Origin of the sequence: Cellulomonas sp. KH9, assembly GCF_900114185.1 — a bacterium.
In the GTDB taxonomy this organism is placed as follows: domain Bacteria; phylum Actinomycetota; class Actinomycetes; order Actinomycetales; family Cellulomonadaceae; genus Cellulomonas.
Genome location: NZ_FOSE01000004.1, coordinates 69,341 through 88,285, shown reverse-complemented (window position 1 = coordinate 88,285; position 18,945 = coordinate 69,341). Strand labels below are relative to the sequence as shown.

Here is an 18,945-nt window from a genome sequence, read left to right as displayed (position 1 = left end):
GGAGCGGGCGCGGCGGCCGGTCAGCGACCGGCCGCCGCCCCGGCCCGCACGTCGTCGACGCCCCGGTTGGCCAGCGCGTCCGCGCGCTCGTTGCCCGGGTCACCCGCGTGCCCCTTCACCCACACCCAGGTGACGTGGTGGCGCTGCACCTCGGTGTCGAGCGCCTGCCACAGCTCCTTGTTCTTGACGGGCTTCTTGTCCCCCGTGAGCCAGCCGTTGCGCTTCCAGCCCGGCAGCCACTTGGTGAGCCCGTTCATCACGTACGTCGAGTCGACGTGCAGGGTGATCAGGCAGGGCCGCTTGAGGGCCCGCAGGCCCTCGATGACGGCCGAGAGCTCCATGCGGTTGTTCGTGGTCGCGGCCTCGCCGCCCCACAGCTCCTTCTCCTGGTCGCCGAAGCGCATCCAGGCCCCCCACCCCCCGACGCCGGGGTTGCCCTTGCAGGCGCCGTCGGTCCACATCTCCACGCGGGGCAGGTCGTCGGTCTCGCTCACGCGGACACGGTACTTCGCCGCGCGGCGGTGCGGCGCTCAGCCCTCCCGGTGGGACCGGTCGGTGACCTGCTCGCGGACGACCCGGCGCAGCACCTTGCCGACCTGCGAGCGCGGCAGGTCCTTGAGCACCACGAGCCGGCGGGGCAGGGCGTACCGCGCAAGGCGCGTCTCGCACCACTCGCGCACCGCGGCCAGGTCGATGGCGGCACCGGACCCGTCCTCGTCGAGCACGACCGCGGCCACGACGTGCTCGCCCATGTCGCCCGCGGGCTCCCCCACGACGGCGACGTCGAACACGCCCGGCATGCCGCGCAGGTGGTCCTCGACCTGCGAGGGGTACACCTTGAAGCCGCCGGTGACGATCATCTCCTTCATGCGGTCGAGGAGGACGACCATGCCGTCGTCGTCGACACGCACCACGTCACCGGTGCGCAGCCAGCCGCCCTCGAGCAGCTGGTGCGCCGTCTCCTCCGGGCGCTTCCAGTAGCCCTGGAAGACCTGCGGTCCGGAGATCAGCAGCTCGCCCTGCTCACCCGTCGGGACGTCGCGCGTCGGGTCCTCCTGGTCGACGACGCGGATCCGCGTGGAGGGGAACGGCAGGCCGAGGGAGCCGGGTCGGCGGTCGGGGCTCAGCGGGTTCCCGAGGGCGACGGGCGAGGTCTCGGTCATGCCGTAGCCCTCGGAGACGTAGCCACCGGTGACCCGCTCCCAGCGCTCGGCCGTCGCGCGCGGCAGCGCCATGGCGCCGCTGATCGCGTACTTGAACGAGGTCAGGTCGGCCCCGGCCTCCTCGGCCGCGGCGGCCAGGCGGTCGAGCATCGGCGGCACAGCCGGGATGAAGGTGCCGGGGCGGCGGCGCTGGGCCGCCAGCACGCGGGCCGGGTCGAACGACGGCAGCACGACGAGCGTCGCGGCGATCCGCACGGAGTAGGTGAGGCACAGCGTCAGGCCGAAGGCGTGGAAGAACGGCAGCACGCCGTAGACGACCTCGGTGCCGTACCCGTGCTGCGTCCAGGCGTGCCCCTGCAGGGCGTTCGCGAGGAGGTTGCGGTGGCTCAGCACGGCCGCCTTGGGCGTCCCCGTGGTGCCGCCGGTGTACTGCAGGAGCGCCGTGTCCGACGCGTCGGGCGCGTCCGACGGCCGCATGGGCTCGGCGGCGCCGAGCAGCTCGTGCCAGTGCGGGACGCCGGCGGGCACGGGCCCGCGCATCGCCGCACGCGTCGCGCGCGCGGCGGGCACGGGGAGCTTCAGCGCCCAGCGCGACGTGCGCGGCAGGTCGGCGGACAGGTCGACGGCCACGACGTGCCGCAGCTCGGTGCGGTCCTTGGCCGCCAGGACGCGCGGCACGGCCTGCTCCCAGACGATCGCGACGGTCGCACCGGAGTCGGTCAGCTGGTGGGCGAGCTCGTCGGACGTGTACGTCGGGTTGTGCTCGACGACGACCGCACCGAGGCGCAGCACGGACCAGAAGGCGACGAGGTGCGACGTGCAGTTCGGCATGACGAGCGCGACGCGGTCGCCGGCGCGCACGCCGAGGTCGTGCAGGACCCGGGTGCCGCGCTCGACGCGGGCACCGAGCTCGCGGTACGTGGTGGCCTGGCCCAGGAAGTCGACGGCGACGCGGTCCGGGTGGTCCATCACGGCGCGGTCGAGCGTCGCGGTCAGCGGCTCGTCGGGGATCTCGATGTCGCGCGGAACGCCCTGCGGCCAGGCTGCGGGAAGTTCGGTGGGCGCGGAGGGGTACGTCACTACGTCAGCGTAACTTACGTGACCGTAGGTTACCGGACCGTACGTCCCTGGACGACGAAGATCACGTGGCCACGTACGCTGCCATGGCCCGCTCGTCAGGCCGTCCACGCCCGGCGCGGACCCCACCCGCACGACGCGAGGAGGCACCATGCCCGAGGCCGAGCGGCCCGCCGCCACGGCGACCGCCGAACGGTCCCCCGCGCTGCGGCGCCTGCGGACGCGGCTGGCCGGGCTCGACGTGCCGGACGTCGTGCACGAGCTGGGCCGGCTCGGGGCCACGGACCGCGCCGTCGCCTTCCGGCTGCTGTCCAAGGACCGCGCGGTCGAGGTCTTCGAGGACCTCGACCCCGCGCTGCAGGCCGAGCTCGTCGCCTCCCTGCACGGCCAGGCGGCGACGATCTTCGCCGCGCTGGACCCCGACGACCGCGCCGCCCTGCTGGACGAGGTGCCCGCCGGCGTCGCCCGGCGCCTGCTCGCGACCCTGCCGGCCGACGAGCACGCCGCCACCACCGCGCTGCTCGGCTACCCCGAGGCCAGTGCGGGCCGTCGCATGTCCCCGGAGGTCGTCGCCGTCCCGGGCGGCACCACGGTCGGCGACACGATCGACCTGGTGCGTGCCGCCGGTGACGACGCCGAGACCGTGTACGTCGTCCCGGTCGTCGGGGACGGGCGCCACGTGCGCGGGGTCGTCTCGCTGCGCCGACTCGTCCTGACCGACCCGGCCACCCCCGTCGACGCCGTCATGTCCCCCGCCACCACCGTGCGCGCCACCGACGACGCGGAGGACGCCGCGAACGTCGTCCGTGACGGCGGGTTCGTCGGCGTGCCCGTGGTCGACGGCGAGGACCGCCTCGTCGGCGTCCTCACGGTGGACGACGCGATGCGGGTCCTCGAGGCGGAGGACGACGAGGACTCCGCACGCACCGGCGGCACCGAGCCGCTGCGCCGGCCGTACCTGTCGGTCTCCGTCCTCGGCCTGGTCCGCTCGCGCGTGGTGTGGCTGCTCATGCTGATCGTCGCCGCCTCGCTGACCGTCGGTGTGCAGTCCTACTTCGAGGACGAGATCGCGCAGGTCGTGGCCCTCGCGCTGTTCGTCCCGCTGCTCATCGGCACCGGGGGGAACGCCGGCTCGCAGGCCGCCACCACCGTCGTGCGCGCGAGCGCCGTGGGCGACGTGCGCACGGGCGACGTCGCGCGCGTCGTCGGCCGCGAGATGCTCACCGGCCTCCTGCTCGGCCTCACGCTCGCCGCCGTGGGCGTGGGCCCGGCGGTGCTGGTGGCCGGACCCGGCATCGGACTGGTGCTCGCGCTCACCGTCGTGGCCGTGTGCACGCTCGCCACGACGGTCGGCTCGAGCGTCCCGCTGCTCGCCAAGCGGGTGGGCATCGACCCCGCGATCGTGTCGGCCCCGTTCATCTCGACGTTCGTCGACACCACCGGGCTCGTCGTCTACTTCTCCATCGCCAAGGCGGTGCTCGGCATCTAGGTCGGCCCCCGGTGGCAGGATGCAGCGCGTGCCCGACATCGCCACCGGCCCGGTCGTCCCTCCCGAGATCCCGAGCGGCCTGCCCGGCGAGGAGGTGCCCGTCCCCGACGCCGTGGCACAGGTGGCGGCGGGCGCGCCCGTCGAGGCGGTGTGGGTCAACGTCGCGGGCGGCGTGACGTTCCGCGTCGGGCATGACCGGTACGTGAAGTGGGTGCCGACCGCGGCGACCGGGCTCGACCTCGCCGCCGAGGCCGTGCGCCTGACGTGGGCACGGCAGTTCACCCCCGTGCCCGAGGTCCTCGACCTCGGCGCCGACGCCGAGGGGACCTGGCTCGTCACCGCGGCGATCGACGCCCGCAGCGCCGTCGTGCCGCCGTGGTCCTCACGACCCGCGCAGGCCGCCGCGGCCATCGGCGCCGGCCTGCGTGCCCTGCACGACGCCCTGCCCGTGGGCGACTGCCCGTTCGACTGGTCCGCACGCTCCCGCGTCGAGGTCGCCCTCGAGCACCTCGCGGCCGGTGACACCCCCTCCGGGTGGTCACCCGAGCACCGAGGACTGACCGCGACCGAGGCGCGGGCGCGACTCCTCGACGTCCCGCCGGTCGACCGGCTCGTCGTCTGCCACGCCGACGCCTGCGCACCGAACACCCTGATCGGCGACGACGGCCGCTGGGCCGCGCACGTCGACCTGGGCCGCCTCGGCGTCGCCGACCGCTGGGCCGACCTCGCCGTCGCCGCGTGGAGCACCGGGTGGAACTACGGCGCCGGGTACGACACCACGGTGTACGAGGCCTACGGCGTCGAGCCGGACGACGAGCGGATCGCCTACTACCGGCTGCTCTGGGACGCCTCCTGACGCACGGCGCGGCGCACGGCCGGCGTGCGAGGATCGCCCGGTGCCCTCCCCTGCCGTCACCCTGACCGACCGCCTGCCCACCGGTGACGCCGCGCACGACCCCGACGCGCTGTACGAGGTGTTCACCACGTGGGCCGCCGAGCAGGGTCTCGCGCTGTACCCGCACCAGGAGGAGGCGCTGCTCGAGCTCCTCACGGGCGCCCACGTCATCCTGTCGACGCCGACCGGATCCGGGAAGTCCCTCGCGGGCGTCGCCGCCCACGCGGTCGCGCTCGCCCAGGGCCGCCGCTCGTACTACACGGCGCCGATCAAGGCCCTGGTCAGCGAGAAGTTCTTCGCGCTGGTCGACGTGTTCGGGTCGCAGAACGTCGGCATGGTCACCGGCGACTCCGCCATCAACGCCGACGCACCCATCGTGTGCTGCACCGCCGAGATCCTCGCCAACCAGGCCCTGCGCGACGGACCGGACGCCGACGTCGGCCTCGTCGTCATGGACGAGTTCCACTACTACGCCGACCCGCAGCGCGGATGGGCGTGGCAGGTCCCGCTCCTGGAGCTGACGCGCACCCAGTTCCTGCTGATGTCCGCGACGCTCGGCGACGTCTCGTTCTTCGTCGAGGACCTCACCCGGCGCACCGGGCGCGAGGTGGCGGTGGTCGCGAACACCGAGCGGCCGGTGCCCCTGACGTTCGCCTACTCCGTGGAGCCGCTGCACGAGCTGCTCGACGAGCTGGTCACCACCCGGCGCTCGCCGGTGTACGTCGTGCACTTCACGCAGCGGGAGGCCGTCGAGCGCGCGCAGTCGCTGCTGTCGACGCCCCTGGCGAGCCGCGAGCAGCGCGACACGATCGCCGCCGAGCTCGGCGGCTTCCGGTTCGGCCCCGGCTTCGGCAAGACGCTGTCGCGGCTGCTGCGCCACGGCGTCGGCGTGCACCACGCGGGGATGCTGCCCAAGTACCGCCGGGTGGTCGAGCGGCTCACGCAGAAGGGCCTGCTGCCCGTCGTGTGCGGCACCGACACCCTCGGCGTCGGCATCAACGTCCCCATCCGCACCGTGGTGCTCACGAGCCTGGTGAAGTACGACGGCGTCCGCATGCGGCACCTCACGGCACGCGAGTTCCACCAGATCGCCGGACGCGCGGGGCGCGCGGGGTTCGACACCGTCGGCGAGGTCGTCGTGCAGGCGCCCGACCACGTCATCGAGAACCGCAAGGCGCTGGCCAAGGCCGGGGACGACCCGCGCAAGCAGAAGAAGATCGTCCGCAAGCAGGCGCCCAGCGGGCACGTGAACTGGACCGACAAGACGTTCGAGCGGCTGCGCGACGCCCCGCCCGAGCCGCTCACGTCGAGCTTCCAGGTGTCGCACGCCATGGTCCTGCACGTGCTGCAGCGCGGCCGCGACGGCCGCGGCGACCCCGTGGCCGTCATGACGCACCTGCTCACCGACAACCACGAGCCGGCCGGGGCACGGTCGCGCCACGTGCGCCGCGCCGTCGACGTGTACCGCTCGCTGCGCGCCGGGGGCGTCGTCGAGCGGCCCTGGGTGGACGACCCGGCAGCCCCGAAGGGACGGCGCCGGACCGTGCAGCTCGTCGCGGACCTGCCCGCGAGCTTCGCGCTCGACCAGGCGCTCTCGCCGTTCGCGTACGCCGCGCTCGACCTGCTCGACCCGCAGGACCCGGGCTACGCGCACGACGTCGTCTCGGTCATCGAGGCCACCCTGGACGACCCGCGCCAGGTGCTGGCCGCGCAGGAGAACAAGGCCCGCGGCGAGGCCGTGGCGGCCATGAAGGCCGAGGGACTCGACTACGACGAGCGCATGGCGCTGCTCGAGGGGGTCACCTACCCCCGTCCGCTGGCCGAGCTGCTCGAGGCCACGTTCGCCACCTACCGGCGCACCAACCCGTGGGTCGCCGACCTCACGCTGTCCCCCAAGTCCGTGGTCCGCGAGATGCACGAGCGCGCCGCGACGTTCGCCGAGTACGTGCAGCTGTACTCGCTGGACCGCACCGAGGGCGTGCTGCTGCGCTACCTGGCCGACGCGTACCGCGCGCTGCGGCGCACGGTCCCGGAGGACCGCCGCACCGAGGAGCTCGAGGAGATCGTCGCGTGGCTCGGTGACCTGGTGCGCCGCACGGACTCCAGCCTGCTCGACGAGTGGGAGCGGCTGTCCGACCCGGACGCCGTGCTGGAGGAGGACGACGCGGACTCCGAGGACGCCCCGCCGCCTCCCGTCACCGCCGACCCGCGGGTGTTCCGGGCGCTCGTGCGTGGCGCGCTGTTCCGGCGCGTCGAGCTCGCCGCCCGCGAGCGCTGGGGCGCCCTGGCGGCCCTCGGTGACGTGGACGCCGAGGGCGTGCCGTGGGACGCCGACCGCTGGGCCGACGCGATCGAGCCCTACTTCGACGACCACGACGAGATCGGCACCGGCCCCGCCGCGCGCGGACCGGGCCTGTTCCAGGTCACGCCGGGCTCCCCCGCCGACGCCCACGGGCCCGCCGCGGGGACGTGGTTCGTCCGCCAGCTCCTCGACGACCCGGCCGGGGACCACGACTGGCGGATCGACGCCCTCGTCGACCTCGCCGCGTCCGACGAGGCGGGCGAGGCCCGCCTGCGCGTCCTGGACGTCGGGCCGCTCTGAGGACCGGGCAGCGGACCGGTCCGGTGCCGTGTCCGCGCAGGTCAGGCCAGCCTCTCCTGCGGTGACATCCCCGGGTTCCCGTGCCACCGTGGGGAGATGTCGACGACGGCGACCCGCCTCGCGGGTCTGGTGATGTGGCGCGGCGCGCAGCGCCGCGACCGGCAGCGCGCCACGTCCTCGCCGCACGTCTCGAGCGCGGGCCTCAACTGGCTGCGCGCGGGCGTGCTCGGCGCGAACGACGGGATCGTGTCCGTCGCCGCCACCGTCGTCGGGGTCGCCGGGGCGGCCGCGTCCACGCGGACCATCGCGCTGGCCGGCGGGGCGGCGCTCGTCGCCGGCGCACTGTCGATGGCGTCGGGCGAGTACGTGTCGGTGAGCAGCCAGCGGGACGCGGAGCGCGTCGCGGCGTCCGCCGGGACCCCGATCGGCGAGCCCGACGACTTCACCAACCCGTGGCACGCGGCGCTCGCGTCCCTCGTCGCGTTCACCGTCGGCGGGCTCGTGCCGCTGCTCGTGGTCCTCGCGCCGTGGTCGGTCGCCACCCGCGTCCCGGTGACGTTCGGGTCCGTCGTCGTGGCGCTGGTCCTGACCGGGTGGGCGTCGTCCCGGTTCACCGGCGCCTCCCGCACGCGCTCGATCCTGCGCAACGTCGTCGGCGGGTCCCTGGCGATGGCCGTGACCTACGGCGTGGGGGCCGTCGTGGGCGTCCGGCTCTGACGCCTACCCTGGGTGGGTGGCCAGGAAGGACGCGCGCACGGGCGCCGGGACGCCCGCCCTCGTCGCGCTCACCGCAGCGGGCGTGCCGCACACCCCGCACGCGTACGAGCACGACCCCGCGAACGACCTCGGGTACGGCCTGGAGGCAGCGCACGTCCTGGGCGTGCCGCCCGAGCAGGTCTTCAAGACCCTCGTCGCCGAGGTCGACGGTGCGCTCACCGTCGCGGTCGTCCCCGTGACCGGCCGGCTCGACCTCAAGGCCCTGGCCGCGGCCGTCGGCGGCAAGCGGGCCGCGATGGCCGACCCGCACGCCGCCGAGCGCGCGACGGGCTACGTCGTCGGTGGCATCTCGCCGCTCGGGCAGCGCACCCGGCTGCGCACGGTCGTCGACGAGACCGTCTGGCTCGTCGACACGGTCCTGGTGTCGGGCGGTCGGCGCGGCCTGGACGTCGAGCTGACCCCCGACGCCCTCGTGCGGCTCACCGACGCGGTCGTGGCGGACGTCGCCCGCGGCTGACGGCCGTCAGCGCCCGTAGGCCGCGAACGCGCGGTCCGTCGGCACGATCTCCTTGCCCAGCGGCACCAGGGACACCGGGATGAGCTTGAGGTTGGCGATACCCATGGGGATGCCGATGATCGAGACGAACAGCGGGATCGCCGTCGCCACGTGCCCGACGGCCAGCCAGATGCCGGCCACCAGCACCCAGATCACGTTCCCGATCGTCGACCAGGCGCCCGCTGTCGGCTTCTCGACGACGGTCCGCCCGAACGGCCACAGCACGTAGCTGGCGATGCGGAACGACGCGATGCCGAACGGGATGGTCACGACCAGCAGGCAGCACACGATGCCGGCGGCCACGTAGCCCAGGGCGAGCCAGGCGCCGGCGAACACCAGCCAGATCACGTTCAGCAGGGTCTTCACGGTCCTACCGTGCCACGGCGACGGCCCCGCAGGGCATCCGGAAGGTCCCGGACCCGACCCTGGTCCCTCAGTTCAGCGACGCGTCGTCCGGGGCGGTGGACAGCAGCGCGAGGTCCCCCGGCTGGCGGCGCAGCACCCGCCGCCAGAGACCGCCGGGATCCGGCGTGAAGACGTCCCCCGGCACGTGCTCGACGACGAACCAGCCGCCCGCCTCGATCTCCTCGTCGAGCTGCCCGGCGGACCAGCCGGCGTACCCGATGAAGACGCGCAGCGCCCGGACCGCGTCGACGACGAGGACCGGCGGCGCGTCCAGGTCGACCACGGCGAGGCGGTCACCCAGGTGCCGCACACCGGGCGGCGTCTCACCGTCCGCGACGTCGGCCAGCGCCAGCGCGGTGTCCCGCGCCACGGGCCCGCCCTGGAACAGCCGGCTCGGCATGCTCAGGTGCGGCTGCCACTGCGGCAGGACCGAGGTCGCGTCGACCTCCAGCGGGTGGTCGAGCACCACCCCCAACGCCCCCTCCCCGGCGTGCTCGAGCACGAGCACGACGCTGCGCCGGAAGCTGCGGTCGCGCAGTCCGGGCGCCGCGACGAGCAGTCTTCCCGTGCACCCCTCCATCCCGTCAGCATGCGACGGGGTGGGTCGGGTCCGCCACACGGGCGGGGCGCGGCGGCGGGTTTCGCCCGCCGGGCCGGCGCCGGGGAGCCCCTGACTCCGCGCCGGCGCCGGGGGCGGGTACCGTCGGGGGTCGTGAGCAGCGAGGACGTCGCGCGCCGGCTGGCGCAGGTGCAGGAGCGGGTCGCCGCCGCGTGTGCCGCGGCCGGACGACCCCCGGGCGCGGTGCAGGTGCTGCTCGCGTCGAAGACGATGGACGTCACCACGGTCCGGGCGGCCCTGGCGGCCGATGCGGCGGCGCGGGCCGGCGGCGCGGGGACGCCACCGGTGCTGCTGGGCGAGAACCGGGTCCAGGAGCTCACCGCCAAGGCTCCGGCCCTGGCGGACCTCTCCCCCACGTGGCACGTCATCGGGCCGCTGCAGTCGAACAAGGTGACGGCGGCGCTGCGGTGGGCGTCGGCCGTCGAGTCGGTGGCCGACGAGGCCCTCGCCCGCCGCCTGTCCGACCGGGTCCGGGACCGTCCGGAACCGCTCGAGGTATGGGTCCAGGTCAACGTGTCGGGTGAGGCCACCAAGCACGGCGTCACGCCGGAGGCCGCACCGGACCTGGCGGCGCGGGTCGCCGCCCTGCCCGGCCTGCGGCTCGTCGGCCTCATGACCATCGGCGCGCGCAGCGACGACGAGCGCGTGGTCCGTGACGGGTTCGCGCGGCTGCGGGCCCTGCGCGACGAGGTGCTCGCGGGCGGTGCACCGGGGACGGCCGACGCGCACGGCCTCTCGATGGGCATGAGCGGGGACCTGGAGGCCGCCGTCGCGGAAGGATCGACCCTCGTGCGCCTCGGCACCGCGGTGTTCGGGGCGCGGCGCCCGGCCGGCGGGGCCGCCGCGTGACGCCAGCGACACCCGGTGCGGACGACGCTGCCGCTGCGGACGACGCTGCCGCGGCGCAGCGCAGCGGGACGCGCACGTCCGACCGCCGGTTCCCCCGGTGGGTCTACGCCGTGGGCGCCGAGCCCGACGCCCGCTTCTCGCTGGCCAACGAGCGCACCTTCCTGGCCTGGGCGCGCACCGGGCTCGCACTGCTCGCGGGCGGTGTCGCGCTCGAGGCGCTCGACCTGCCCGTGGAGCCGCACCTGCGGCTGGCGGCCGCCGTCGTGCTCATCGCCCTGGGCACGCTGGCGCCCGCCGTGGCCTGGTGGGGGTGGTCCCGCACGGAGCGGGCGATGCGCCGGGGTGACCCGCTGCCCGCGCCCGTGGGCTTCGGGCTGCTCGTCGCGGGCGTGGCCGTGGCCGGCGTGCTCGTGCTCGTCGGCCTGCTGCGGGCATGACCTCCTCGCTCGCCGCCGAGCGCACGGCGCTGGCCTGGCGGCGCACCGCCCTCGGGCTCGTGGCGGGCTCCGTCGCGGCCGGGCGGCTCCTCTCCGAGGCGTGGGGCGTGCCCGCGTGGGGCGTCGCCGCGGCCGGCACCGCGCTGGCGGTGGTGCTGCTGCGGGCGGCGCGGCGCCGCCGCACCGGCGTGCACGCCGCGCCGCGGACCGCCCGAGCGGCCGCGGCACGGTCCGTCGGGCGCGACCCCGGGGGGCGTCTCGTCACCACCTGCGCCGCCGCCCTGGTGCTGCTGGGCGGCGCGGCGCTCGTCGTCGTCCTGACCTGGGGCGCGTGAGCGCCGTCGCAGGTGCGCCCGGTCAGGGCACGCGGGCGGTCCACGCGGGGTCGGAGAACTTGCTGACCATGAGCTCGCGCGCCCGGGCCAGCTCGTCGGGACGCAGCTCGTCGTCGACGGTGCGGTACCGGGACCGGAAGTGCGCGACGAACGCGTCGATCACCTGCTCGCGCGGCAGCCGGGTCTGCGAGCGCACCGGGTCCACGCGCTTGTTGGCGGAGCGGGTGCCCTTGTCGGAGAGCTTCTCGCGCCCGACCCGCAGCACCTCGAGCATCTTGTCCGCGTCGATGTCGTAGGCCATGGTCACGTGGTGCAGCACCGCACCGCTCGCCAGTCGCTTCTGCGCCGACCCGGCGATCTTGCCCGCCGGTGAGGCGATGTCGTTCAGACCGCTCGTCGTGGCGACCACGCCGACGTCGGCCAGCGCCCCCAGCACCCAGTCGTTGAGGAACGCGTACGAGTCCTCGAACGACATCCCGTCCACCAGCGAGCCGGGCACCACCAGCGAGAACGTGATGCAGTTGCCGGCCTCCATGAACATGGCGCCGCCCCCCGAGATGCGCCGCACGACCGTCACGCCGTGCCGTGCGGCCGCCTCGGAGTCCACCTCGTTGCGCAGCGACTGGAACGAGCCGATGACGACGGCCGGCTCCTCCCACTCCCAGAACCGCAGGGTCGGGCCACGGCGCCCGGCCGCGAGCTCCTCCGTGAGCACCTGGTCCAGCGCCGTGTGCAGGGCCGGGGGCAGCGGGCCGGGGTGCAGCAGCGCGAACTCGTGGTCGGACCACGCGGTGGACAGCCCCAGCGCGCGGCGCACGGCCAGTGCGACGGCGCGCGTGTCGAAGCCGACCATCGCGACGGGGCCGGCGATGCGGCCCTCGTCGACGGCCAGGCGCAGGGCCTCGTCGACGACGCCGACGAGCCGGGCGACCGGGGCGTCCCGCGGCGTGCCGTCCAGCGCGGCGGCCATCACCCCCAGCGCCTCGTCCGGCTCGAGGAAGAAGTCTCCCGACAGGCTCACGTCCCGCAGCAGACCGTCGACGACGTCCAGGTCGACGACCACGAGCTTGCCACCGGGGACCTTGTACTCACCGTGCACGCGTCCACCCTAGGCGCGGACGGGCGCACCCCGTCCCGCGGGCCGCTCCCCAGCGCTCAGAGCAGTGCGCGGACCGCCGACAGCGCCCGCTGCTCCACCATCTCGCTGAGGTCGGCGGGGGTCCCGAGCGCGGCCTGCGCGTCGTCCCGCGCCTCGGCGCGCAGGGCGGTCGCCGTCCAGGTGACGATCGCGTTGCCCACCAGGACGTGCCCGGTCGTCTGCTGCCGGGTGTCGTCGTCGCCCGTCTGCACGGTGATCTCCTGGACGATCGCGGGGAACACGCCCTGCCCCTCGAGGGCGGGCTCGGCGGTCCACGTGGTGCGGCCGCCGGCCGCGTCGACCAGCGTGTACCGCGGGCACTCGTCGACCACCGTGACGAGCGCACGGAACGACGCCCGTGCCGCGGCCGCGTCGAGCAGCACGACGACGTCCTCGACGAACGTCATCTCCTCGTTGCCCCATGCCGTGGCGTCGTGGTGCGTCGGGGGCGTCCCGACCACGGTGACGGCGGTCGTGCACGACTCCGGGTCGACGCGCGACCCCTCCGGCAGGCCCCACGGCACGGTGCCGGGCTCGACCCGCCGCGTGACGCCGTCCACGGCCGCGGGGACGCTGCTCTCCAGGTCCGCGGACGTCGCCAGGAGGGTGGCCGCCGTGGTCTCGTCGAACACGGCGTCGGCACCCGGGACGGGCGCCGGCGTGATCACCGTCGGCGCGTCGGACGCGCTCGGCGGCGGCGTGGGGGCCGCCGACGACGTGGGCGACGGCGTCACCGGCACGGTCGGGGTCTCGGCGGCCCACGGACGCCAGGCCAGCACGACCACCACCACGACGGCGACGGCACCGAGCCACCACCAGCGGCCGATGCCGCGTCCCGTCGGACTCGCCGGCTCGTCACCCCCGCTCGGCGCGTCCGCGGGCGTCCTCGGGGCGTCGGACGACTCGGGGGCGGTGCCGGACACGCGGGGGCTCCTTTCGTTGCTCGGGCCTCGATGCCATCCCCGAGGCTAGGCGGTGCGCGCGCCCCCTGCGCGACGACCCGCTGGTGGGCGACCTGTCAGCGCGGGGCGACACCGCGGTTGCGCAGGCCCCAGATGGCGGAGTCGGTCAGCGCCTCCCACGACGCCTCGATGAGGTTGGGCCCCACGCCCACCGTGCTCCAGGACGTCTGGCCGTCGGTGCTCTCGATGAGCACGCGCGTCACCGCGTCCGTGCCCTGCATCTGGTCGAGGATGCGGACCTTGAAGTCGATGAGCTCGAAGTCCTCGAGCTCGGGGTACACCCGCGCCAGCGCGAGGCGCAGCGCGTGGTCGAGCGCGTTGACCGGCCCGTTGCCCTCGCCCGTGCGCACGACGCGCTCGCCGCCCGCGTGCAGCTTGACGGTCGCCTCCGCCGTCGCGGCCGCACCGCGGCTGCCGTTGCGCTCGACGATGGCGCGCCACGACTCGACGCGGAAGTACGCGGGCCGCGCCCCCTCGAGCTCCTCGACCAGCAGCAGCTCGAACGACGCGTCCGCGGCCTCGTACGTGTAGCCGTTGGCCTCGGCGTCCTTGACGCGCTGCGTCACGCGCGAGAGCACGTCGGGGTGCGCGGCGAGGTCGATGCCCAGCTGGCGGCCCTTGAGCTCGATGGAGGCCCGGCCCGCCATGTCGGAGACGAGCATGCGCATGTCGTTGCCGACGAGCAGGGGGTCGGTGTGCTGGTAGAGGTCGGGGTCGACCTTGATCGCGGACGCGTGCAGGCCGGCCTTGTGCGCGAACGCGCTCGCCCCCACGTAGGGCTGGCGCGCGAACGGCGAGATGTTCGTCAGCTCGCTGATGGCGTGCGCGATGCGGGTCAGCTCCGCGAGCCCGCCGGAGGTGCCCTCGGAGCGGGCCAGCACCGACCGACCGAGCTTGAGCTCGAGGTTCGCGACCACCGACAGCAGGTCCGCGTTGCCGGTGCGCTCGCCGTACCCGTTGACCGTGCCCTGCACGTGCGCGCAGCCCGCGTCGACCGCGGCGAGCGTGTTCGCCACGGCGCATCCCGAGTCGTTGTGGGCGTGCATCCCCAGGACGGCGTCCGGCCCGGCCGCGGCCCGGAGGTCCGCGACGACCTCACGCACCCAGTCGGGCAGCATGCCGCCGTTGGTGTCGCACAGCGCGACGACCTCGGCGCCCGCCTCGAACGCGGCGAGCACCGCCTGCCGCGAGAACTCCGCGTCGTACCGGTACCCGTCGAAGAAGTGCTCGGCGTCGACGAAGACGCGGCGCCCCTCCCGCGCCAGGAACGTCACGGTGTCGCGGATCATCGCCAGGCCCTCGTCGGGGGTCGTGCGCAGCGCACGCTCGACGTGCCGGACGTCGCTCTTGGCGACGAGCGTGACGACGGGCGCCTCCGAGTCGAGCAGCGCACGCACCAGCGGGTCGTCGCTCGCCCGCACGCCCACCTTGCGGGTGGCGCCGAACGCGGCGAGCTCGGCGTGGCGCAGGACGAGGTCCTTGGCGGCACGCTTGAAGAACTCGGTGTCCTTGGGCACCGCGCCCGGCCAGCCGCCCTCGATGAACCCGACGCCCAGCTCGTCCAGCATCGGGGCGATCGCGAGCTTGTCGGCGACCGAGAGGTTGATCCCCTCCTGCTGGGCGCCGTCGCGCAGGGTCGTGTCGTAGACGTGGAACGTCGCGGGCGCGGCCGACGGCTGCGGCGCGGGTGCCGTGGACTGGGTCACGTGGGCTCCTCGGTGCGGGGCGGGCGGGCGACGGCGGGAGGTGCCGGCGGGGGTGGTGCCGGTGCCTGGTCGTCGTCTCGTGCGGGCCGGGGTGGTGCCCGTGCACGTGTGGACCAACAAAAAGACCCCCCGGGGTACGGGAGGTCTGCGCGTCGGCGGGTGGGCCGACGCGCTAGGCGATGATGAGCGTGAAGCGGGTCACAGGGTGATGGTGGCACAGCCGGGTGGCGCGCGGCACCCCGTCCATCATGCGGACGAGTGGTCCGCAGGCCCCGGGGACCCCGAACCGGGACGATCCGGTGCCGAACGGGCAGCGCATCGCTAGCGTGTGCCGGGACGTCACGCGCCCGCGCGTCCCGACGTCCCGTGCGAGACAGGAGCCGACGATGTCGATCCCCCCTCCGGAACGGCCGCAGGACGAGCCGACCCGCCGCTACCCGGCAGTGCCCCCCGCTGCCACCGCCCCGCCGCCCGGCGTGGCCCCGGCAGCCGTGCCCGCGGGGACGGTGCCCGCGGGGACGGTACCCGCGGCCGGGGGCCCCGTGGCCGGTGCGGCGGGCGGGACGCGCGTCGAGACGCGCCTGACGGTCGAGACGGGTCGCTTCTGGGCCGGCGCCGCCGCCACGGCGCTGGTCGCGGCGCTCGTCGGTGTGGTCGGTGTGATCGTGCTGGAGCAGATCCTGCGCATCGACCTGGTGTTCCGCGACCCGTTCGGCACCGGGTCGGCCATGAGCGCCTACGTGCTCGGTGGCGTGCTCAGCGCGGTCGCCGCGGCCGCCCTGCTCCAGCTGCTCGTGCTGACCACACCGCGGCCGCGGGCGTTCTTCGGCTGGATCGTCGGGCTGGCCACGGTCGTAGCGACGCTCCTGCCCCTGACGTGGACGGACCAGGTCGGGTCCGCCCTGGCCTCCGGGATCGTCAACCTGCTCACCGGGGTGGCCGTCTGGTCGCTGCTCAACGGCGTGCTCGGCTGGACCGTGCGGCGCGTCGCCGCCTGACGCGCGGCAGCCGCGGACGACGAGGGGTGCGCACCCGGGCGGGTGCGCACCCCTCGTGCGGGTCCGGGTCCGTCAGACCAGGCGGTGCATCCAGCCGTGCGTGTCGGCGGCACGCCCGTACTGGACGTCGGTGAGCTGCTGACGGATGCGCATCGTCACCGGCCCGGCCTGGCCGTCGCCCACGACGAGGTCGAAGTCGTCGCTCGCGAGCCGCCCGATCGGCGTCATGACGGCCGCCGTCCCGCACGCGAACACCTCGGTGACGCTGCCGTCAGCGAGGCCCTGGCGCAGCTCGTCGAGCAGCACGGGCCGCTCGGCGACCTCGTGCCCCGCCTCCTGCAGCAGCGTGAGGATCGACGAGCGCGTCACGCCCTCGAGGATCGTGCCGGACACCGCGGGGGTCACCACGGAGCCGTCCGCGTGGACCACGACGACGTTCATGCCGCCCAGCTCCTCGAGCTGGGTACCGGTCCGGTCGTCGAGGAAGCAGACCTGCTCGAAGCCCTTGGCGTACGCCTCCTGCTGCGGCAGCAGGCTGGCGGCGTAGTTGCCGCCGCACTTGGCCGCGCCCGTGCCACCGGCACCGGCACGGTGGTAGTCGCGCGACACCCAGATCGACACCGGCTTCACGCCGCCCGGGAAGTACGGTCCGACGGGCGAGGCGATGACGAGGAACTCCGCCTGCAGCGAGGCCCGCACACCGAGGAACGGCTCGGAGGCGTACATGAAGGGACGCAGGTAGAGGCTCGCCTCCTCCCCCGTCGGCACCCAGGCGCGGTCCACCTCGACCAGGGCGCGGATCGCCCCGAGGAAGTCCGCCTCGGACAGCTCCGGCAGGGCGAGCCGCCGCGCCGACCGCGCGAAGCGTGCGGCGTTGGCCTCCGGACGGAAGGACCACACGCTGCCGTCCGGGTGCGCGTACGCCTTGAGGCCCTCGAAGATCTCCTGGCCGTAGTGCAGGACCGCGGTCGCGGGGTCGAGCTGCAGCGGCCCGTACTTCTCCACGCGGCGTCCGGTCCACCCGTCGGTGTGGGTCCAGGAGATGCGCGCCATGTGGTCGGTGAAGACCGTGCCGAACCGCGGCGACGCGAGCGCGGCCGCGCGCTGCTCGTCGGGGACGGGCGTGTCGGTGCGGTGGAGCTGGAAGATCTCGGACGAAGGGGTCGTCAGGGTGCTCATCAGGGGGCCTTTCACCAGGGTCGACGTCGACGGTACCGGTGCGGACGGCCGGGAGGACAGGTGCAGGCGCCGCCTGCGGACCGCCGGACGCGCCGGCCGGCCCGGGCCCCGCAGGGCGTCAGCCGGCGACGCGGGCGGCGAGGTCCTTGCCCACCTCGGCCGTCGACCGTACTCGCTCGCTCGCGCCGCGCTCGGCGAGGTCGGCGGCCACCGCGGCCTCGACCCGCCGGGCGGCGTCGGCCTGCCCGACGTGGTCCAGCAGCATCGCGACCGACAGCACCGTGGCCGTGGGGTCGGCCTTGCCCTGGCCCGCGATGTCCGGTGCGGAGCCGTGGACGGGCTCGAACATGCTCGGCGCCGTGCGGTCGGGGTTGATGTTGGCCGAGGCGGCCAGGCCGATGCCGCCGGTGATCGCCGCGGCGAGGTCCGTGAGGATGTCGCCGAAGAGGTTGTCAGTGACGATGACGTCGAACCGCGCGGGGTCCGTCACCAGGAAGATCGTCGCGGCGTCGACGTGCAGGTAGTCGACGGTGACGTCGGGGAACTCGGCGTTGACCGCCTCGACCGTGCGCCGCCACAGGTGCCCCGCGTGCACGAGGACGTTGTGCTTGTGCACCAGCGTGAGCTTCTTGCGCGGGCGGGCCGTGGCACGCGCGAACGCGTCGCGCACCACCCGCTCCACACCGAACGCGGTGTTCACGCTGACCTCGTTCGCCACCTCGTGCGGCGTGCCGACGCGGATGGCGCCGCCGTTGCCGACGTAGGGACCTTCGGTGCCCTCACGGACGACGACGAAGTCGACGTCGCCCGGGTTCGCCAGCGGGCTCGTCACACCGGGGAACAGCTTGCCCGGACGCAGGTTCACGTAGTGGTCGAGCGCGAAGCGCAGCGTGAGCAGCAGACCGCGTTCGAGGACGCCGGACGGGACGCTCGGGTCGCCGATCGCGCCGAGCAGGATCGCGTCGTGGGTGCGGATGGCGGCGAGGTCCTGGTCGGTCAGCGTCTCACCCGTGGCGTGCCAGCGGCGCGCCCCGAGGTCGAAGTCCGTGGTGCGCACGGTGGTGCCCGTGCCGTGCAGCGCCTGCTCCAGCACGAGCAGGCCCTGCTCGACCACCTCCGTCCCGATGCCGTCGCCGGCCACGACGGCCAGGTTCAGGGTGGAGGACGGGGTGGTGTCGGTCATGCGCTCACCCTAGCGTCGCGTCCACGCCTCGGGATGCGCGTCTCACCTGGCGATCAGTCGACCGGCGGCGTGGGTCCGGTCCGAGGGTAGACGAGCTCGAACCGCTCGGTCACCACGTCCATCGCCGGGGAGAACCCTGCGTCGCCCAGCACGCGACGCCAGTAGACCTCGTGCTCCCGCCGCCACGACTCCAGCGACAGGTCATCCTCACCCTCGGCCGCGGCGTGCTCGGCGCTCACCTGGTCGAAGGGCACGACCTCGACGTCCGTCGTCCGCAGCAGCGCACGCGGGTCACCCGCGGAGTCGAGCACGATCGACACGTCGCCGACGCGCGGCAGGGGCTCACCGGACGCGGTCAGCTCCGCCATCGCGGTGGACGTGGCCGTCTTGCGGCCGTCGAGCACCTGTGCCAGCAGCTCGTCCGCGAGGCGGGCGTCGTCGCCGAACGACCACGCCGGCGGTGCGACGGCGCCGTCCACCGACTCCCCCATGACCGCGTCGAGCTTGCCCCAGCCGAGGTGGCCGCGCGCCGCGTCCCAGAAGTCCGTGATCCGCGTGTCCTGCGTGCCGGCCTCGGCACGCGCCGTGGGCTGCTGCTCGGTCATCGTCCACCTCTCGTCGTCGGGCGTCGCTCA

General features: G+C 74.7%; 19 protein-coding genes. 9 read left to right on the top strand and 10 right to left on the bottom strand.

Features of this window, described 5'->3' with window-relative positions:
- Window positions 1-20: 20 nt before the first annotated feature.
- Together rnhA and BMZ16_RS13210 are read right to left on the bottom strand one after the other, a co-directional pair.
- Window positions 21-461, bottom strand: coding sequence for a ribonuclease HI (gene rnhA / locus BMZ16_RS13215; RefSeq protein WP_089802059.1), 441 nt, complete (start codon window positions 459-461; stop codon window positions 21-23).
- Between the two features lie 69 nt (window positions 462-530).
- The gene (locus BMZ16_RS13210) at window positions 531-2,243 is read right to left on the bottom strand and encodes an AMP-binding protein (protein WP_218143365.1); all 1,713 of its coding nucleotides are present in this window, start codon (window positions 2,241-2,243) and stop codon (window positions 531-533) included.
- A gap of 148 nt (window positions 2,244-2,391) precedes the next feature.
- On the opposite strand from BMZ16_RS13210, the gene mgtE reads away from it, so the two are divergent.
- The 5 genes from mgtE (at window position 2,392) to ybaK (ending at window position 8,460) form a co-directional block, all read left to right on the top strand.
- A complete protein-coding gene (mgtE, locus tag BMZ16_RS13205; protein WP_089801279.1) occupies window positions 2,392-3,729 on the top strand; it encodes a magnesium transporter in 1,338 nt (445 codons plus the stop codon).
- Window positions 3,730-3,748: 19 nt separating this feature from the next.
- A complete protein-coding gene (locus BMZ16_RS13200; protein ID WP_089801277.1) occupies window positions 3,749-4,585 on the top strand; it encodes an aminoglycoside 3'-phosphotransferase in 837 nt (278 codons plus the stop codon).
- Between the two features lie 40 nt (window positions 4,586-4,625).
- A complete protein-coding gene (locus BMZ16_RS13195) occupies window positions 4,626-7,226 on the top strand; it encodes a DEAD/DEAH box helicase (protein ID WP_089801275.1) in 2,601 nt (866 codons plus the stop codon).
- 96 nt (window positions 7,227-7,322) lie between these two features.
- Entirely contained in the window at window positions 7,323-7,943 is a 621-nt protein-coding gene (locus BMZ16_RS13190) for a VIT1/CCC1 transporter family protein (protein ID WP_255366645.1), read from the top strand.
- Window positions 7,944-7,959: 16 nt separating this feature from the next.
- A complete protein-coding gene (gene ybaK, locus BMZ16_RS13185; RefSeq protein WP_089801273.1) occupies window positions 7,960-8,460 on the top strand; it encodes a Cys-tRNA(Pro) deacylase in 501 nt (166 codons plus the stop codon).
- A 6-nt stretch (window positions 8,461-8,466) separates the two neighbouring features.
- On the opposite strand, the gene BMZ16_RS13180 is transcribed toward ybaK, so the two are convergent.
- The gene (locus tag BMZ16_RS13180; RefSeq protein WP_089801271.1) at window positions 8,467-8,865 is read right to left on the bottom strand and encodes a YccF domain-containing protein; all 399 of its coding nucleotides are present in this window, start codon (window positions 8,863-8,865) and stop codon (window positions 8,467-8,469) included.
- 67 nt (window positions 8,866-8,932) lie between these two features.
- Complete coding sequence (locus tag BMZ16_RS13175) at window positions 8,933-9,484, bottom strand: YqgE/AlgH family protein (protein WP_089801269.1); 552 nt, start codon at window positions 9,482-9,484, stop codon at window positions 8,933-8,935.
- Window positions 9,485-9,616: 132 nt separating this feature from the next.
- Between BMZ16_RS13175 and BMZ16_RS13170 the strand changes: the two genes are divergently transcribed.
- From BMZ16_RS13170 to BMZ16_RS13160, 3 genes are all read left to right on the top strand, one after another.
- Window positions 9,617-10,372, top strand: coding sequence for a YggS family pyridoxal phosphate-dependent enzyme (locus tag BMZ16_RS13170; RefSeq protein ID WP_255366644.1), 756 nt, complete (start codon window positions 9,617-9,619; stop codon window positions 10,370-10,372).
- Between the two features lie 110 nt (window positions 10,373-10,482).
- The gene (locus tag BMZ16_RS13165) at window positions 10,483-10,809 is read left to right on the top strand and encodes a YidH family protein (protein ID WP_089802054.1); all 327 of its coding nucleotides are present in this window, start codon (window positions 10,483-10,485) and stop codon (window positions 10,807-10,809) included.
- Window positions 10,806-11,144 carry a DUF202 domain-containing protein gene (locus BMZ16_RS13160; RefSeq protein WP_089801265.1) on the top strand — a complete coding sequence of 113 codons (339 nt, stop codon included), beginning with the start codon at window positions 10,806-10,808 and terminating at the stop codon, window positions 11,142-11,144. Before BMZ16_RS13165 ends, BMZ16_RS13160 begins: the two co-directional genes overlap by 4 nt.
- Before the next feature lie 22 nt (window positions 11,145-11,166).
- Here the strand turns inward: BMZ16_RS13160 and BMZ16_RS13155 are convergent, their stop codons facing one another.
- The 3 genes from BMZ16_RS13155 to cimA form a co-directional block, all read right to left on the bottom strand.
- A complete protein-coding gene (locus tag BMZ16_RS13155; RefSeq protein WP_089801263.1) occupies window positions 11,167-12,243 on the bottom strand; it encodes a lipoate--protein ligase family protein in 1,077 nt (358 codons plus the stop codon).
- 56 nt (window positions 12,244-12,299) lie between these two features.
- Window positions 12,300-13,205 (bottom strand): hypothetical protein, encoded by a 906-nt coding sequence (locus BMZ16_RS13150; protein WP_089801261.1) that lies wholly within the window; start codon window positions 13,203-13,205, stop codon window positions 12,300-12,302.
- Window positions 13,206-13,300: 95 nt separating this feature from the next.
- Complete coding sequence (gene cimA / locus BMZ16_RS13145) at window positions 13,301-14,950, bottom strand: citramalate synthase (RefSeq protein ID WP_089801259.1); 1,650 nt, start codon at window positions 14,948-14,950, stop codon at window positions 13,301-13,303.
- 386 nt (window positions 14,951-15,336) lie between these two features.
- Between cimA and BMZ16_RS13140 the strand changes: the two genes are divergently transcribed.
- Window positions 15,337-15,948, top strand: coding sequence for a DUF6069 family protein (locus BMZ16_RS13140; RefSeq protein WP_089801257.1), 612 nt, complete (start codon window positions 15,337-15,339; stop codon window positions 15,946-15,948).
- Between the two features lie 72 nt (window positions 15,949-16,020).
- Here BMZ16_RS13140 and BMZ16_RS13135 read toward each other — a convergent pair whose 3' ends face one another.
- The 3 genes from BMZ16_RS13135 to BMZ16_RS13125 all read right to left on the bottom strand — a co-directional run bounded on the left by BMZ16_RS13135 (window position 16,021) and on the right by BMZ16_RS13125 (window position 18,915).
- A complete protein-coding gene (locus tag BMZ16_RS13135) occupies window positions 16,021-17,127 on the bottom strand; it encodes a branched-chain amino acid aminotransferase (protein WP_089801255.1) in 1,107 nt (368 codons plus the stop codon).
- A 118-nt stretch (window positions 17,128-17,245) separates the two neighbouring features.
- A complete protein-coding gene (locus BMZ16_RS13130; protein WP_089801253.1) occupies window positions 17,246-18,310 on the bottom strand; it encodes a 3-isopropylmalate dehydrogenase in 1,065 nt (354 codons plus the stop codon).
- 53 nt (window positions 18,311-18,363) lie between these two features.
- A complete protein-coding gene (locus BMZ16_RS13125) occupies window positions 18,364-18,915 on the bottom strand; it encodes an ASCH domain-containing protein (RefSeq protein WP_089801251.1) in 552 nt (183 codons plus the stop codon).
- Window positions 18,916-18,945 lie beyond the last annotated feature (30 nt).

Excerpts from the sequence above, each read along its gene's own strand:
- BMZ16_RS13160 (WP_089801265.1), top strand. The coding sequence starts at position 10,806 with ATGACCTCCTCGCTCGCCGCCGAGCGCACGGCGCTGGCCTGGCGGCGC.
- BMZ16_RS13125 (WP_089801251.1), bottom strand. The coding sequence starts at position 18,915 with ATGACCGAGCAGCAGCCCACGGCGCGTGCCGAGGCCGGCACGCAGGAC.
- rnhA (WP_089802059.1), bottom strand. The coding sequence starts at position 461 with ATGTGGACCGACGGCGCCTGCAAGGGCAACCCCGGCGTCGGGGGGTGG.
- BMZ16_RS13175 (WP_089801269.1), bottom strand. The coding sequence starts at position 9,484 with ATGGAGGGGTGCACGGGAAGACTGCTCGTCGCGGCGCCCGGACTGCGC.
- BMZ16_RS13135 (WP_089801255.1), bottom strand. The coding sequence starts at position 17,127 with ATGAGCACCCTGACGACCCCTTCGTCCGAGATCTTCCAGCTCCACCGC.
- BMZ16_RS13140 (WP_089801257.1), top strand. The coding sequence starts at position 15,337 with ATGTCGATCCCCCCTCCGGAACGGCCGCAGGACGAGCCGACCCGCCGC.
- mgtE (WP_089801279.1), top strand. The coding sequence starts at position 2,392 with ATGCCCGAGGCCGAGCGGCCCGCCGCCACGGCGACCGCCGAACGGTCC.
- BMZ16_RS13190 (WP_255366645.1), top strand. The coding sequence starts at position 7,323 with ATGTCGACGACGGCGACCCGCCTCGCGGGTCTGGTGATGTGGCGCGGC.
- BMZ16_RS13200 (WP_089801277.1), top strand. The coding sequence starts at position 3,749 with ATGCAGCGCGTGCCCGACATCGCCACCGGCCCGGTCGTCCCTCCCGAG.
- BMZ16_RS13130 (WP_089801253.1), bottom strand. The coding sequence starts at position 18,310 with ATGACCGACACCACCCCGTCCTCCACCCTGAACCTGGCCGTCGTGGCC.